Origin of the sequence: Neobacillus thermocopriae (assembly GCF_010975035.1) — a bacterium.
Lineage (GTDB): Bacteria > Bacillota > Bacilli > Bacillales > Cytobacillaceae > Neobacillus > Neobacillus thermocopriae.
Genome location: NZ_JAAIUV010000012.1, coordinates 19,149 through 33,261, shown reverse-complemented (window position 1 = coordinate 33,261; position 14,113 = coordinate 19,149). Strand labels below are relative to the sequence as shown.

Annotated in this window: 17 protein-coding genes and 1 riboswitch; of the genes, 9 read left to right on the top strand and 8 right to left on the bottom strand. The window is 37.9% G+C overall.

All coding sequences use genetic code 11. The features are described from left to right. Nucleotides 1-57: 57 nt before the first annotated feature. From G4Z05_RS09140 to G4Z05_RS09120, 5 genes are all read left to right on the top strand, one after another. Entirely contained in the window at nt 58-1,275 is a 1,218-nt protein-coding gene (locus G4Z05_RS09140; RefSeq protein ID WP_163251660.1) for an argininosuccinate synthase, read from the top strand. Nucleotides 1,276-1,347: 72 nt separating this feature from the next. Beyond that, nucleotides 1,348-2,724 carry an argininosuccinate lyase gene (gene argH, locus G4Z05_RS09135; protein WP_038539903.1) on the top strand — a complete coding sequence of 459 codons (1,377 nt, stop codon included), beginning with the start codon at nt 1,348-1,350 and terminating at the stop codon, nt 2,722-2,724. A gap of 163 nt (nt 2,725-2,887) precedes the next feature. After that, nucleotides 2,888-3,745, top strand: a complete 858-nt coding sequence (locus G4Z05_RS09130; RefSeq protein WP_038539906.1) for a carbon-nitrogen hydrolase family protein — start codon at nt 2,888-2,890, stop codon at nt 3,743-3,745. 42 nt (nt 3,746-3,787) lie between these two features. After that, a complete protein-coding gene (locus tag G4Z05_RS09125; protein ID WP_163251658.1) occupies nt 3,788-4,459 on the top strand; it encodes a GNAT family N-acetyltransferase in 672 nt (223 codons plus the stop codon). A gap of 260 nt (nt 4,460-4,719) precedes the next feature. Beyond that, nucleotides 4,720-4,828, top strand: a riboswitch (SAM riboswitch). A 65-nt stretch (nt 4,829-4,893) separates the two neighbouring features. Next, on the top strand, nt 4,894-6,123 hold the full coding sequence (locus G4Z05_RS09120; RefSeq protein ID WP_038542149.1) for a homoserine dehydrogenase: 1,230 nt from the start codon (nt 4,894-4,896) through the stop codon (nt 6,121-6,123). 44 nt (nt 6,124-6,167) lie between these two features. Here G4Z05_RS09120 and G4Z05_RS09115 read toward each other — a convergent pair whose 3' ends face one another. Further along, the gene (locus G4Z05_RS09115; RefSeq protein ID WP_038539912.1) at nt 6,168-6,356 is read right to left on the bottom strand and encodes a YfhD family protein; all 189 of its coding nucleotides are present in this window, start codon (nt 6,354-6,356) and stop codon (nt 6,168-6,170) included. Between the two features lie 107 nt (nt 6,357-6,463). Next, nucleotides 6,464-6,592 (bottom strand): YfhE family protein, encoded by a 129-nt coding sequence (locus G4Z05_RS09110; RefSeq protein WP_081905137.1) that lies wholly within the window; start codon nt 6,590-6,592, stop codon nt 6,464-6,466. A 195-nt stretch (nt 6,593-6,787) separates the two neighbouring features. Here G4Z05_RS09110 and recX point away from each other — a divergent pair, with 195 nt between their 5' ends. Further along, nucleotides 6,788-7,597: a recombination regulator RecX gene (gene recX / locus G4Z05_RS09105; RefSeq protein ID WP_038539915.1), complete on the top strand. Its 810-nt coding sequence runs from the start codon at nt 6,788-6,790 to the stop codon at nt 7,595-7,597. Between the two features lie 31 nt (nt 7,598-7,628). Here the strand turns inward: recX and G4Z05_RS09100 are convergent, their stop codons facing one another. From G4Z05_RS09100 to G4Z05_RS09090, 3 genes are all read right to left on the bottom strand, one after another. After that, nucleotides 7,629-9,113, bottom strand: a complete 1,485-nt coding sequence (locus tag G4Z05_RS09100) for a sodium:solute symporter family protein (protein WP_038539917.1) — start codon at nt 9,111-9,113, stop codon at nt 7,629-7,631. After that, complete coding sequence (locus tag G4Z05_RS09095) at nt 9,110-9,313, bottom strand: DUF3311 domain-containing protein (protein WP_038539920.1); 204 nt, start codon at nt 9,311-9,313, stop codon at nt 9,110-9,112. Before G4Z05_RS09095 ends, G4Z05_RS09100 begins: the two co-directional genes overlap by 4 nt. A gap of 492 nt (nt 9,314-9,805) precedes the next feature. Next, the gene (locus G4Z05_RS09090) at nt 9,806-10,474 is read right to left on the bottom strand and encodes an SDR family NAD(P)-dependent oxidoreductase (protein WP_038539923.1); all 669 of its coding nucleotides are present in this window, start codon (nt 10,472-10,474) and stop codon (nt 9,806-9,808) included. Nucleotides 10,475-10,561: 87 nt separating this feature from the next. Between G4Z05_RS09090 and G4Z05_RS09085 the strand changes: the two genes are divergently transcribed. Then, nucleotides 10,562-10,885, top strand: a complete 324-nt coding sequence (locus G4Z05_RS09085) for a YfhH family protein (RefSeq protein WP_269153303.1) — start codon at nt 10,562-10,564, stop codon at nt 10,883-10,885. 58 nt (nt 10,886-10,943) lie between these two features. On the opposite strand, the gene G4Z05_RS09080 is transcribed toward G4Z05_RS09085, so the two are convergent. After that, nucleotides 10,944-11,099 carry a small, acid-soluble spore protein K gene (locus G4Z05_RS09080; RefSeq protein ID WP_038539929.1) on the bottom strand — a complete coding sequence of 52 codons (156 nt, stop codon included), beginning with the start codon at nt 11,097-11,099 and terminating at the stop codon, nt 10,944-10,946. A 131-nt stretch (nt 11,100-11,230) separates the two neighbouring features. Between G4Z05_RS09080 and G4Z05_RS09075 the strand changes: the two genes are divergently transcribed. Then, complete coding sequence (locus G4Z05_RS09075) at nt 11,231-11,497, top strand: YfhJ family protein (RefSeq protein ID WP_038539932.1); 267 nt, start codon at nt 11,231-11,233, stop codon at nt 11,495-11,497. A 43-nt stretch (nt 11,498-11,540) separates the two neighbouring features. Here G4Z05_RS09075 and G4Z05_RS09070 read toward each other — a convergent pair whose 3' ends face one another. Beyond that, nucleotides 11,541-12,521 carry a metal-dependent hydrolase gene (locus tag G4Z05_RS09070; RefSeq protein WP_038539934.1) on the bottom strand — a complete coding sequence of 327 codons (981 nt, stop codon included), beginning with the start codon at nt 12,519-12,521 and terminating at the stop codon, nt 11,541-11,543. Nucleotides 12,522-12,683: 162 nt separating this feature from the next. Between G4Z05_RS09070 and mutY the strand changes: the two genes are divergently transcribed. Beyond that, entirely contained in the window at nt 12,684-13,790 is a 1,107-nt protein-coding gene (mutY, locus tag G4Z05_RS09065; RefSeq protein WP_163251656.1) for an A/G-specific adenine glycosylase, read from the top strand. Nucleotides 13,791-13,827: 37 nt separating this feature from the next. Here the strand turns inward: mutY and G4Z05_RS09060 are convergent, their stop codons facing one another. Next, on the bottom strand, nt 13,828-14,019 hold the full coding sequence (locus G4Z05_RS09060) for a hypothetical protein (RefSeq protein WP_163251654.1): 192 nt from the start codon (nt 14,017-14,019) through the stop codon (nt 13,828-13,830). Between the last annotated feature and the right edge of the window lie 94 nt (nt 14,020-14,113).

The window sequence follows — 14,113 nt, the reverse complement described above, 5'->3', positions numbered from 1 at the left end:
TATAATAATACTTAAATATGAATAATAATACAAAACTGATAAATAAGGAGCGTAACAATGGCTAAGGAAAAAATCGTATTAGCATATTCTGGTGGTTTAGATACATCTGTTTCCGTGAAATGGATCCAAGAAAAATATGGTTATGATGTGATTGCATTAGGTCTCGATGTTGGTGAGGGGAAAGACTTAGAAGCTATTAAAAACAAAGCATTGAATGTTGGGGCGATCAAAGCCATTATGGTGGACGCAAAAGAAATGCTGGCAAAGGATTATATTTTACCAGCTTTAAAAGCGAATTGTTTATATGAAGGGAAGTATCCGTTATCTTCTGCATTATCAAGACCACTTATTTCAAAATTATTGGTGGATATTGCTGAACAAGAAGGTGCCACAGCAGTGGCTCATGGTTGTACTGGTAAGGGAAATGACCAAGTTCGTTTTGAAGTTTCTGTTCAGGCTCTCAATCCAAGCTTAAAAGTGGTTGCTCCGGTCCGTGAATGGGGGATGACACGTGACGAGGAAATTGATTATGCGAAAAAGCACGGTATTCCTATTCCGGTAGACTTGGATAATCCGTTCTCAATTGATGCTAATATTTGGGGACGTGCTTGTGAGGCTGGGGTTTTGGAAGATCCTTGGGCAGAAGCGCCGGAAGAAGCATACGAATGGACGAATCCAATTGAATTAACACCGGATGTTGCTGAATATGTTGAAATTGAATTTGAACAGGGCGTACCAGTGGCTTTAAATGGAGAAAAAATGACACTTGTTCAATTGATTGAAACATTAAACAAGGTTGGTGGCAAGCATGGTGTGGGCCGTATTGATCACATTGAAAATAGATTAGTAGGAATTAAGTCTCGTGAAGTATATGAGAATCCTGCAGCACTGATTTTGATCAATGCCCATAAAGAATTGGAATTTTTAACATTGCCTCGCGAAGTGACTCAGTTCAAAACACAAGTGGATCAGCAAATGGCGAAAATCATTTATGAGGGACTTTGGTATTCACCGTTAAAAGCAGCTTTAGATGCCTTTATTGAGGAAACACAAAAAGTGGTGTCAGGCACCATTCGTGTGAAGCTTCATAAGGGAAATCATACGGTAGTGGGCCGCAAATCTGTACACAGCTTGTACAATGAAGAACTGGCAACATATACAAAGGGCGATGCATTTGACCATAACGCGGCAGTTGGTTTTATTAAGCTTTGGGGACTTCCTACAAAAGTCTATTCTGAAGTGAACAAGAAAGAAGAATCGGTTGTAAAGCAATAATTTGTTTTAACTTTCGGATTGCCCTCGAAGCTGATTCGAGGGCAATCTTCTTACATTTAGGGGGGAGAAGATATGTCAAAGTTATGGGGCGGACGTTTTACCAAGGAAACAAATAAGCTTGTAGAGGAATTCACAGCATCCATTTTTTTTGATCAAAAGTTGGCCAAGGAGGATATTGCTGGGAGCCTAGCCCATGTACAAATGTTAGGAGAGTGCGGGATTATTCCGAAGGAGGATGCGGAAAAAATCATCGACGGGCTTCTTTTGATCAAAGAAAAGGTGGATCGAAATGAGGTTAATTTCTCAGTAGAAGATGAAGACATTCATATGAATATTGAAAAGCTATTAATTGAACAAATCGGGCCTGTTGGGGGCAAGCTACATACTGGGCGCAGCCGGAACGACCAGGTGGCAACAGATATGCATCTTTATTTGCGCACGAAAACAACAGAGTTAATCAAACTGATTGAAGATGTACAAAAGGCAATACTTAGTCAGGCAAAGGAACATGTCGAGACTTTAATTCCAGGATATACTCATCTGCAGCGAGCTCAGCCTGTCTCGTTTGCCCACCACTTGATGGCCTATTTCTGGATGCTTGAGCGTGATAAGGAGAGATTGTTAGATTCATTAAAACGAATCAACTGGCTTCCGCTCGGTTCCGGTGCTTTAGCAGGGACCACCTTCCCGATCAATCGTGAGCGGGTGGCTGAAATATTAGGATTTGAAACGATTTATCCGAATAGCATGGACGCCGTCAGTGATCGTGATTTTATCCTTGAATTTTTGTCCATTGGTTCCATCATTATGACCCATATTTCTCGTTTATCCGAGGAGTTGGTGATTTGGTCAAGTCAAGAATTCCAATTTATCGAGCTTGATGATTCTTTCTGTACAGGCTCAAGTATCATGCCGCAGAAAAAGAATCCGGACGTGCCGGAATTGCTTCGTGGAAAAACAGGGCGAGTATATGGTAATTTGGTAGGTTTGTTGACAGTGTTAAAAGGGTTGCCACTTGCCTACAATAAAGATTTACAAGAAGACAAAGAAGGCATGTTTGATACGGCAGAAACTTTAGAGGGTTCATTAAAGCTTTTGGCACCGATGATTGAAACGATGACTGTTAATAAAGAAGTTATGCGCAAAGCGATCAATAATGATTTTTCTAATGCGACAGATATTGCTGATTATTTGGTACGCAAGGGACTGCCGTTCCGTGAAGCACATGAGGTAATTGGAAAAATTGTTCTTTATGCGATTCAATCAGGTAAGTTTTTATTGGATTTATCCCTTGACGAGTATCATCAGTTTAGTGGTTTGTTTGAAGAAGATATTTACGATGTGTTAGCACCGGAACATGTTGTAGCCGTCCGCAACAGTTTTGGGGGAACTTCACCAGAGCAGATACGTGAACAAATTAAACTAGCTGAGGCCAAACTTACTAGATAAGTGAAAAATGACGTTTTTCATTTGTTATGTAAATAACTCTACAAAGCCACGTTTGCTGGCTTTTTCTGTTTATTGCAGCATATTATTTGTATTAAAATATTAATTTATAGATAATTTGTATATGGAATCCTTTTTTCAAAATATTACACATGGAGGGTTGCCCATGAAACTGAGAGTATCTGCAGTACAATATCATTTGCATACGATCCATTCTTTTGAGGAATTTGCCGCTCAATGTGAACATTATATAAAAACTGCCCAGGAATTTGGGGCTGAATTTGTCCTTTTTCCTGAATTCTTTACAACACAGCTTTTGTCCATCGGAGACGAAAAAGGGAACAGTTTAACGATTAACGACTTACCAAGCTTTACTGAAAGTTACCGTGAACTGTTCACGAAATTCGCTAAAGAAACCAATATGCATATTATTGCCGGAACTCATGTTTTAGAAAAAAACGGCAAGTTATATAACACAGCACATTTATTTTATCCAGATGGCAGAATTGGCGAGCAGGCCAAACTTCATATTACCCCAACCGAAGTTAACGAATGGAATATGGCCAAAGGAGATTCGTTTCAAATTTTTGAAACGGAAAAAGGAAAAATAGCCATTCTAACATGCTATGATATTGAATTTCCAGAAATCGTCCGTATGGCCAAGGCAAAAGGAGCAGACGTTATTTTCTGTCCATCTTGTACCGATGATCGCCACGGGTTCCACCGAGTCCGGTACACCTGCCATGCTCGGGCAATTGAAAATCAGGTATATGTGGTTCTAACAGGAACAGTCGGCTCATTGCCAACCGTTGATTTTATGCGAGCTAATTTTGCGCAGGCTGCTGTTATCACACCGAATGATATTCCATTCCCTCCGCAGGGCATACAGGTACAAGGGGAAATCAATAATGACATGATCGTAACCGCAGACCTTGACCTTCAATTATTATATGAAGTTCGCGAGCGTGGTTCTGTCACGACATGGCGCGACCGTAGAACCGATCTGTACACTGATTGGAAATAAAAAAAGAAGAACTATAAATAGTTTTATGGAGGGGTTGGTAAAGTGTATCACAGTGAATTGTATGTTTTTGACCAAGATCGTCCGATTCCAGTTTGTATTCGCAATTATACGAAAGACGACTTTGATCAGCTTATTGAAATCCAGTCCGAATGTTTTCCACCTCCTTTTCCATCGGAATTGTGGTGGAACAAAGAGCAATTAACCAATCATGTTACTCTTTTTCCAGAAGGAGCTTTATGTGTTGAGATCAATGGGGAATTAGCTGGGTCACTTACCGGACTTTGCGTAGACTTTGATCCAAATGATGCTGCCCATACGTGGGGAGAGATCACTGACCACGGTTATATTCGCAATCATGACCCTAACGGTAATACTTTATATATTGTCGACATTAGTGTTCGTCCCAAGTATCGCAAACTTGGGCTAGGAAAATTAATGATGCAGGCTATGTACCATGTCGTAATTGAAAAAGGGTATGATCGATTGCTCGGAGGAGGGCGTATACCAGGCTACCATAAAGTGGCTGATCAAATGTCACCAGAAGCCTATTTGCAAGCCATTATTAGCGGGCAGTTAAAGGATCCTGTTATCACGTTTCTACTCCGATGCGGGAGAGTTCCTCTTGGGATTGCCAAAGATTATCTCGAGGATGAAGAATCTTGTAATTATGCGGTTCTTATGGAATGGAAAAACCCTTTTAAAAATAGACAGTGATATACTTTACAGATCATTTTTACTCCACGTTCTTCGTTTTTTGAGGACTGGAGAATTTTCTAAGTGATTTAGCCTGCGGTTTATCCCTGACCAGAATTTGCGCAGGAGTTTAAATGCTTTTCACCCTAGTGTACTTGTACTAATTTATCAATTCTTACAAGTTTTATTGATTATTCTGAAAAGAGAAATATTGACATCCTTAGTATAGTTGACTATTATTGTTATTAATATGTTGGAAAATAATGAATAGTGAAATATAACTCTTATCCAGAGTGGCGGAGGGACTAGGCCCAATGAAGCCCGGCAACCTTCAAGGTATTCCTTGAAAAGGTGCTAATTCCTGCAGGTTTATTACCTGAAAGATAAGAGGAGGAAACAAAAGCCCTCTTCTTATGAAGAGGGTTTTTCATTTTAGTAAAGGGGTGGAAGAGAAAATGTCTGTAATTAAAGTGGCAATACTCGGATTTGGTACGGTTGGTGAAGGAGTTTATCGGACCATTCAATCTCATTCTGATGAGCTGTCAGCTGTTTTAGGAAAAAAGGTCGAAGTAGCGGCTATTCTAATTAAAAACAAAGATCGAAAAAGAAATATTCATGATGAAGTTTTTGTTACTACCAATTTTGAAGAAATCCTTCAACTGCCTCAACTGGATGTGGTTGTTGAAGCAATTGTCGATAAGGAACCTGCTTTTACATATTTGAAAAATGTCATTCAGCGGGGCTGCCACGTGATTACAGCTAATAAGGAAATGTTCGCCCATCATGGAAAAGAGCTACTTGAGCTGGCGGAAAAGAATAGTGTATCTGTTGGATTCGAGGCAACGGTAGCCGGAGGAATACCAGTCATTCAAACGTTGAGACAGTTATTAAAAATTAACCGTGTCCAGCAGATTGAAGGGATTTTAAATGGTACATCAAATTTTATTCTTACAGAAATGAGAGAGAAAAAACAGTCGTTTGAAGAAAGTTTGTTGCAGGCGCAGGAAAATGGTTATGCAGAAGCGAATCCTACGAATGATGTTGAAGGCTTTGATGCATTTTATAAAACAATGATTCTAAGCCAAATCGCCTTTGGAGTGGAACCTGAGTGGGATGAAGTTGAGCGAGAAGGAATCACTTCCATAACAAGTGAATTGATGGAAACTGCCGGAAAAATTGGATTGAAGTTTAAACATATTGCCAGCCTAATCAATGAGGGAAATCAAGTTAAAGCATCGGTTAAACCTGTTCTAGTAGGAAGTGAGCACCCTTTTTATCATGTGGAAGGGGTAGAAAATGCAGTAGCCGTGCATTCCGATCTGGTAGGACGGATTACACTTCAAGGTCCAGGTGCTGGGATGTTCCCAACCGCAAGTGCAGTAATCGAAGATCTTGTTTATGTTTGTCAATCGTCATCCTCCAAGAAGCTAACTGTGAAAACTTCTTCTGTACTTCCAAATCAGCATAAAAAAATAAAATATTGGCTTGTACAAGGATTAATACCACATAATTGCCCTCCATTCATTAGCCTTGAAGAAGAAATTGGGGAAGGGATTTTTGTCGTTAAAGCGTCTAAGGATGATCTAAATCACCTTGAAAAGCAACAAACCGCTATTCGTTATTTTTCCATCGAAGGAGAGTTTCAATCCAAAATCGTTTCCAAGGAATCTGTGACAGTTAATTAAAATAAGAAGCAGGTAAAAACCTGCTTCATTTACTCTTTTCACCATTATTTTTTTCTGCGTGCATTGACACGTTGGTTGGCGGCATTGGCCCGGGAAAGTGCCTCAAGGTCAGCTCCATCTGCCATTTCTTTAGAGAATTCTACATCATTTCCGTCAGATTTCATGTTTTTAGGAACTTGTGGGAGTGAAGCTTTATTACGATCACGAGTTTTTTGTCCTCTTGAGCGGCCCATTAAAATACCCCTTTCAAATGTGACTAGTGGAGCTTAATATGCTCCCTTTACTAGCTTTTACAATTTGGATGGGGTCGATTAATGGAAAAAATTAATCAGTTTGGGTATTACCTTTTATTTTTTAAATACCCGCCTGCTCTGTCAGCCATTTTAAATTCATGGCCGTATGTAACTTCTTGCATACTTGTTAAATGGCTTCTTTCACGATCTCTATTTCTTTTCTTTTTTTCCGACAATTTGATCATCCTTTCCATTATTTTAATAAGTAAAATGGTACATAATGTACCCATCTCCATTTTTACCTTTTAAAAATGGAATGATACCGTATTTTAGGAAATATATTTAATAAGTTAAGGGTCAATGGAATACCAATATCTTTTTCCTTCATAACAAATGTACTCAATGGTAAAGTAGAGGTGAGGTGAAGGGATATGGGAATCATTACAAAAATCACCACACAGCAGAAAAATAAAGACCGGTTCAATATTTATATGGATTCCGGTCAAGGAGAAGAATTTGCATTTAGTGTAGATAGTGATGTTTTAATAAAATTTCATCTAAAAAAAGGAATGGAAATTGATGAGTTTTCATTAATGGAAATTCAGTATCAAGATGATATCCGTAAGGCATACAATTTAGCTGTCCATTACTTGGCGAGGAGAATGAGATCGGAAAAAGAAGTGCGGGATTACCTTATTTCAAAAGAGGTGGATGAGCCGGTAATAAATGAAGTATTACTGAAACTTTCTGAACAAAAATATTTAAACGACTGTGAATTTGCTGCTGCCTATGTTCGGACACAGGTTAACACGACTGATAAAGGTCCAGAGGTAATCAAGATGGAATTAAAGGAAAAAGGAATCTCTGAAGCCTTGATTAATCAGGCACTTGACGAGTTTCCTCAAGAGCAGCAAATTGAAAAAGTATCAAAAATCAGTGAAAAGTTTTTCAAAAAAAATTTGAAAGAATCATTTCGCATTCAAAAGCAAAAACTTGAGCAAATGTTGTTAAGAAAAGGGTATCCATACGAGGTCATCCACATTGTGATAGATGATATGGATAGGCATAAAGAAGAGGACGAGGAAATGGAAGCCATCCGCTATCAAGGGGAGAAGGCTTTACGGAAGCTTTCTAAATATGATGGTTATGAATGGAAGCAAAGAATGAAACAGACACTTTATCGTAAAGGATTTTCGATGGAACTAATAGAAAAATATCTTTCAGAACAAGAAAAATCATGACAGATGTCATGATTTCTTTAATTTTTATTACTTATTTGATAAATTCTTCTGCCATATTAGGACTTTTTCTTGTATCCAATGAGTTTGTTGCCAAACTTACACCCACTGCCACTAAAATATTAACTGCAATCGCTACAAAACCAATATTAATATCATTGATGATACTTGGAATATTTGGGAAAATATCTGCTAATTTAAATGAAGTAACTGCGTTAAATAAGACGATCGATACACCGGTTACAATACCAGTAATGGCCCCGTAAGTATTCATAAATTTTGTTTGAAAGAAGCCGAAAATCATAGCTGGAACTAATTGGGTAATTAAACCATAAGACATAATATTGAGAATGGCTAATGCTTTCCCTCCTATAATGGAGAAAACATAGGCGGTTACAATAATGAATATTACCAATAATTTAGATACTAGTAATTGCTGACGATCGCTGGAGTTTGGTCTTAATAATGTATAGAAACCGGTCATTAAACCAACTGCTCCGGACATGACCATAACGGATACTGGTACTAATGCAGTAAGTAAACCTGCACCGCCAACAATACCTACAAACCAAGGATCGAATGTTTGCATCGTGAGACGTAACAGCGATAGGTCACCATCCGCGCCTTGTAATCCTGGCACTTGAATAATGGCTGAAAATCCAATAAAGAAGGCAAATAAAATTAATATCGTATACAACGGCAATGTGATGGCATTTTTCTTTAAGGCTCGTTCACTTTTAGCTGTTAATACTACACTAAAAGATTGAGGTAATAAGTAAAACCCAAAAGCATTTAAAATGATGGTAGAAATAAACCAAGATTGACTATAGCCTTCAGATGCAAATGTTAAAGCTTCCGGTTTCACATTTTCGATGGCTTCAAATAAAGGTTTGATCCCGCCAAAATAGTGGTATGGAATATAGATTCCTAAGAATACAATGACAAATAAAATCATGATATCCTTTAATACTGCGTTCCAAGCGGATCCATGGATCCCTGAGATGGTCACATAAATAGTGACAATAACTGCACCGATTGTAGACGCCATAAAGGGAGAAATGGTTCCATAGGAAGATTCAGATACAATAATTCCTAATCCTTTTAATTGGATAACAATATAGGGTATTAATGCAATTAACCCGATAAAAGCAACAACAACACCAAGGGCTTTACTATTATAGTTTTTCATAAAATACTGAGGTTGAGAGATAACGTTATGCTTTTTCGCGAATCTCCAAATTTTTGGAATCATCCAATAAGAAAGCACATATGCTAAGCAAATATAAGCTGGAACATAATATGCTGCGGCTCCTTTAGAATAAGCCCATCCACTACCACCTAAAAAGGTAAAGGTTGTATATACTTCACCTGCAATTAAGAGGAAGACGATTAATGTGCCAAATCGCTTATTCCCAACCGCAAACTCATTGATGTTCATTTCTTTTCCTCGGCTTGCCCGAATCCCTAAGAATAAAGCAATTGCGGCAGTAATAAAGATGATGATCAGGGCACTGTTCATTCATATTCACTTCCTTCATTCGTAGGATCAAGTTTATAAACGATGAACAGAACAAGGGATGATAATACCATCCATAAAACAAGCCAAAATAATAAGAAAGGCATTCCTAATATATAAGGTTCAATACGATTGGCTATTGGTAGAAGAACGCACATTCCTATAAAAGGAATGATTAGTAAGACCTGCGCATACTTTCTCATTTTTCACTCTCCGATCTTTTTAGGTTACATTCATTTTTGTTGCACTACGAATGGATATTTACCTCTACAAGCTTTTTATTTATTTTTCAACTATTTCAGTAATCTTTCCATTTACTAAAGTTGTCCAAATTATTAGCTCACCTATCTATCAGAAAATTAAGAATATAAAAAAATATAACACAATATTTTTTGAAATGTACATGAACAGAATGTAAAGTAAGTTCTTTTCGTGGTTTTACAATATGTTGGATTTATTCTAGGCTTCACTTATTAGCGGGATGAGTTTTTATTGAGGGTCTACTAAAAGGAAGGGAATGCTTAATCGTTGTAGACGAAAAATGTAATTTCAATACGACTTTTTCTTGCAATGAGTGAACGAACTCTCCTTCACCTCGATAGTAAGTAACATTAATTTAAGACATTCATTCTTTCATCGCAGTTAGGAGAGTTCCAGTGCATACTGATCCTTATCTTATCGTGCAGAGTACTTTTCTATTTTTCAATAATGATTGTATCTTCATCCATCTTCTCTATAATGATTTCTGCCACTTCTCTAGGGGATTTTAGCCGTGAGCGATCTTTAACGAAGTTATTTTCGTCCCAAAATGGAGTATCCATGCCTCCCATGTACACAGCATTGATTTTAATGTTGTTGTTTTCGTATTCTTTTTGAAGGCTTTCGGTAAAACCACGAACAGCAAACTTGCTTGCACAATAAACAGTTTCATGTACCTTGCCACGCAAACCTGCTGTGGAAATGATATTCATGATACGACCTTCACCACGCTCAAGCAATAAAGGTAATACAGCTTTCGTCATATAAATAGTTCCTAACACATTCGTGTTTAGCATTTCGGTGATTTGCTCCTCAGTCAATTCAGGAAACGGTCCAAAATGGCCGACACCTGCATTGTTGACTACTCCAAAAATATCAAACTGCTCGCGAACTTCCTCCATTTTCTCCAATATCTCTTTGTTATTACGAATATCTAAAGTAAGGATATCTGCCTTTCCACCTTGAGATTCAATCATATTTTTAACGTTTGATAATTTATCAGCGTTTCTCCCTATAAGTAATAGATGAAATCCTTTTTGGGATAAAAGTAAGGCCAATTCCTTTCCTAATCCGGAACCGCCACCAGTAATTAATATTGTTTTCATAAAATTGCCTCCTACTCAGTAGTTGTACTTTATTAATTGTACAAAAATTACTATACTAAAATAAAGAGAAGGATGGGAGTGAGGAAGTTGCATCAGGAGAAACGATATAGTGAAATGACTGAACAGGAGTTAAGACAGGAAATTTCCAAGCTACAGGAACAGGCGAGAAAAGCGGAGCAAATGGGAATGGTTAATCAGTTTGCAGTATTAGAAAGAAAGGTTCAAATGGCTCGCGCATACTTAATGAATCCTGATTCGTTCAAACCAGGGGAAATTTATGAAATTGAAGGAGCTCCCGGGGAGTATTTCAAAATAGACTACATGAACGGGGTTTTTGCATGGGGTTACCGCTTAAATGGTGATGGTAAAGAGGAAGCATTGCCGATTTCTCTGTTAAAGTGGTTGAAATAAGTGGAAAGAGCCAGAGATGAACTTTCTCTGGCTTGTTCCATTATACATTGACATAGGACTATTCTTCCCGTTGTCCGGACGCTCTCATTCGCTCTTGCGGATGGGTATTAATGGTACCGTCAGCTCGTTTGGATGCATATTCTGCTTTAGCCTGCGGTTCCCCTTCCAATTTATTGTTATTTTGGTTCGGGAAAAGTCTTTCTTTATTTCTCATAATGTACCTCCATAAAAAGGAATGAGAAAACGTGAGAAACAAAGCGATTCACTTTGCCAACCACGTATAGTTAGTATTTACTTATATATATCGCTTATGTTAAAAGAAAATGGAAAAGGAGTGAATGATTAATGAATGATTTTCATGAAAGATTAACAAAGATATTGTTGGATAAGAATAACCAACTTTCCTATAATCAGGCCCGTACATGGATTGAACTACTTTGGGAGGATTTTGAGACTACCTTTGCCAAGGCAGGGCAGCAGTATATGGGCAGTGAAATGACGGAAAGAATCGTCAGACAATGGATCGAAAATTACGGGGATAAGCTTCATGATTTTATAGCAACAAATCCAAAGTATGAAAAATATTTCCAACTAAATAATAATGTCCATTAAAAAAATCGGCTTGGGTTTCCACGCCGATTCTTTCTATATAGATTTATCCGGGAATCATTCTTAATTTTTTTCGCAGCTTTTTCTCACTGTACACCCAACCGGTATAGGAATTAATCACTTTTAAGTCCCGATCCAGCTGAACAACGGCTACAAATGGATAATGACCATTGCTACGATACCGCAAGTCGATAAAGCGAACCTCGTAATAGTTATCGTATTCATCCACTTCCCAGCGATATACGGGTGAAAAGGAGAGAAAGGCAGATACATTTTCATCATTTTTAGCCGCTTCAATCACAGGGGTTTTTGGGACTGGAATCCGTCGAAAACGATCCAAAATGTTTACTTTTCCATTTTCTGCTCTACCGACAAAAAAGGTATTCTCGTTCATTGCTGCAATTCGCCATTGATGGAACCTCAATGTCGGGGCAATAATGATGTCAGTAGCATCCGGAATTAACTTTCTAACTTCAGCAAGTACTCTTTTTTTCGCTTGATACCGTTTAATATAGTATCCAAAAATGATCAGATACATAATTAGGAAAGTATAGCCTGGATTTGCTCCCAAGGCCCAAATAATTATGCCAACTACGTGAATCGTAAAAATGAATGGATCAAAAGTATTAATTACCCCTAACGCCACCCATTTGGAGGTAAATGGCCTTAGTGCTTGTGTTCCGTAAGCATTGAAAATGTCAACAAATACATGAATAAAGACAGCTGCAAATGTCCACGCCCACAAATGCAGAATGTTGGCTTCTGGAAAAAGAAAATAAACAACGGCAGTAATAAGGAGAGGCCATATTAAAACGGCGGGTATGGAATGTGTAACACCGCGGTGGTTTCGAATATAAATAGCGTTATTTCTAAGTTTTAAAACTGTGTCAATATCTGGAATTTGCGACCCGACAATGGTGCCGATAAATACACTAGTTGTGGTAGCAGAGCTTGCTGCAACAACAGGGTCAAGAGTGGCAAGCCCTCCAAGGGCTATGCCCATTACAATGTGAGTTCCCGTATCCAAGAAAATCCTCCTTTATTTCACTTCTTGTCAAATTGGACAAATTGACTTATCGTAAAACAGACTGCTTTTACATTTTTAAAATATAGTATGACCAACGTTCATTTGAATTTCTCATCATATCCCCTAATTTATCATGTTTTATAGCGGAGGATTTTATTAGTTATGTTAATTGAACTAAAAAATATCAATAAAATCAATATCACTTCTTTTCAAAATGATTTAATAACTTGGTTTCAACAAGAGAAGCGTGACTTGCCTTGGCGCAAGGACCGGGATCCTTATAAAGTATGGGTTTCAGAGATCATGCTGCAGCAAACGAGGGTAGACACAGTCATTCCTTATTTCAATCGCTTTATTGAATGGTTCCCAGATATTGATGCTTTGGCTGAGGCTGAAGAGGATAAAGTTTTAAAAGCATGGGAAGGACTAGGTTATTATTCTAGAGTAAGAAATTTGCAATCTGCTGTTCGTGAGGTAAAAGAAAAATATCATGGGAAGGTACCTGACACCCGTGAGGAAATTGCCACACTAAAAGGTGTTGGTCCTTATACAGCGGGGGCGATTCTTAGTATTGCCTATGGCATTCCAGAACCGGCTGTTGATGGTAATGTTATGAGAGTCTTGTCGAGAATTTTGTTAATTTGGGAAGACATTGCCAAGGCATCCACTAGAAAAGTGTTTGAAGAAGCTGTCAGGAAGCTCATTTCACATGAAGACCCTTCATCTTTTAATCAGGCGTTAATGGAACTTGGGGCACTTATTTGTACTCCAACCTCACCATCATGCTTGTTATGTCCTGTTCGTGAACATTGTCAAGCATTTGAAGAAGGGGTTCAAAATGAACTCCCCGTAAAAACAAAAAAAACAAAAACCCGTGAGGTTCAGTTAGCAGCGGCGGTTTTATTAAATGAAGACGGGAAAATCTTAATCCATAAACGTCCGTCTGATGGATTACTTGCAAATTTATGGGAATTTCCAAACGTGGAACTCCATCATCCGATTCAGCATGAACGGGGAACTATAATGGATTTATTTGAAAATTCATTGGGTTTAAATGTTCATCTAAACAAAGTTATAGGACAAATCGAACATGTTTTTTCTCACCTTGTATGGAAGATCAAAGTTTATATTGGAACCATAAATAACAAAATTGAAGAGAACAGCGAATGGAAACTAGTCTCAACCGAAGAAATTGAGGAATATGCTTTCCCAGTCTCTTATCAAAAAATGTATCAATTATTCCTAAAACAGCAAAGAACGCCAAAATAAAAATGGCGTTCTTTGCTTTTCAATGAAGAAAATATAGTCATTTACCTAGCGTTTTGATCCCACCTCGCCTTTCTATTTCCTCAATAATCTCTCTGTGAATGGTCTGCCCCTCACTATTTAAATAAGGTATCATTTGTTGCAGTGCATGATGAAAAAAAGCAAGCTCATCATTATTCCAATCTGATATGGACATCATGGAAAGCTCTGTCATATCCCGTCCTGTGTACATATCATTCCATCCTTTCATAAGGGATCTTTTGCCTAAGTTTTGTATAATCATTGTCTTCTATGCATGGAAAAGCTAAAATTAAACTCAAGACAAA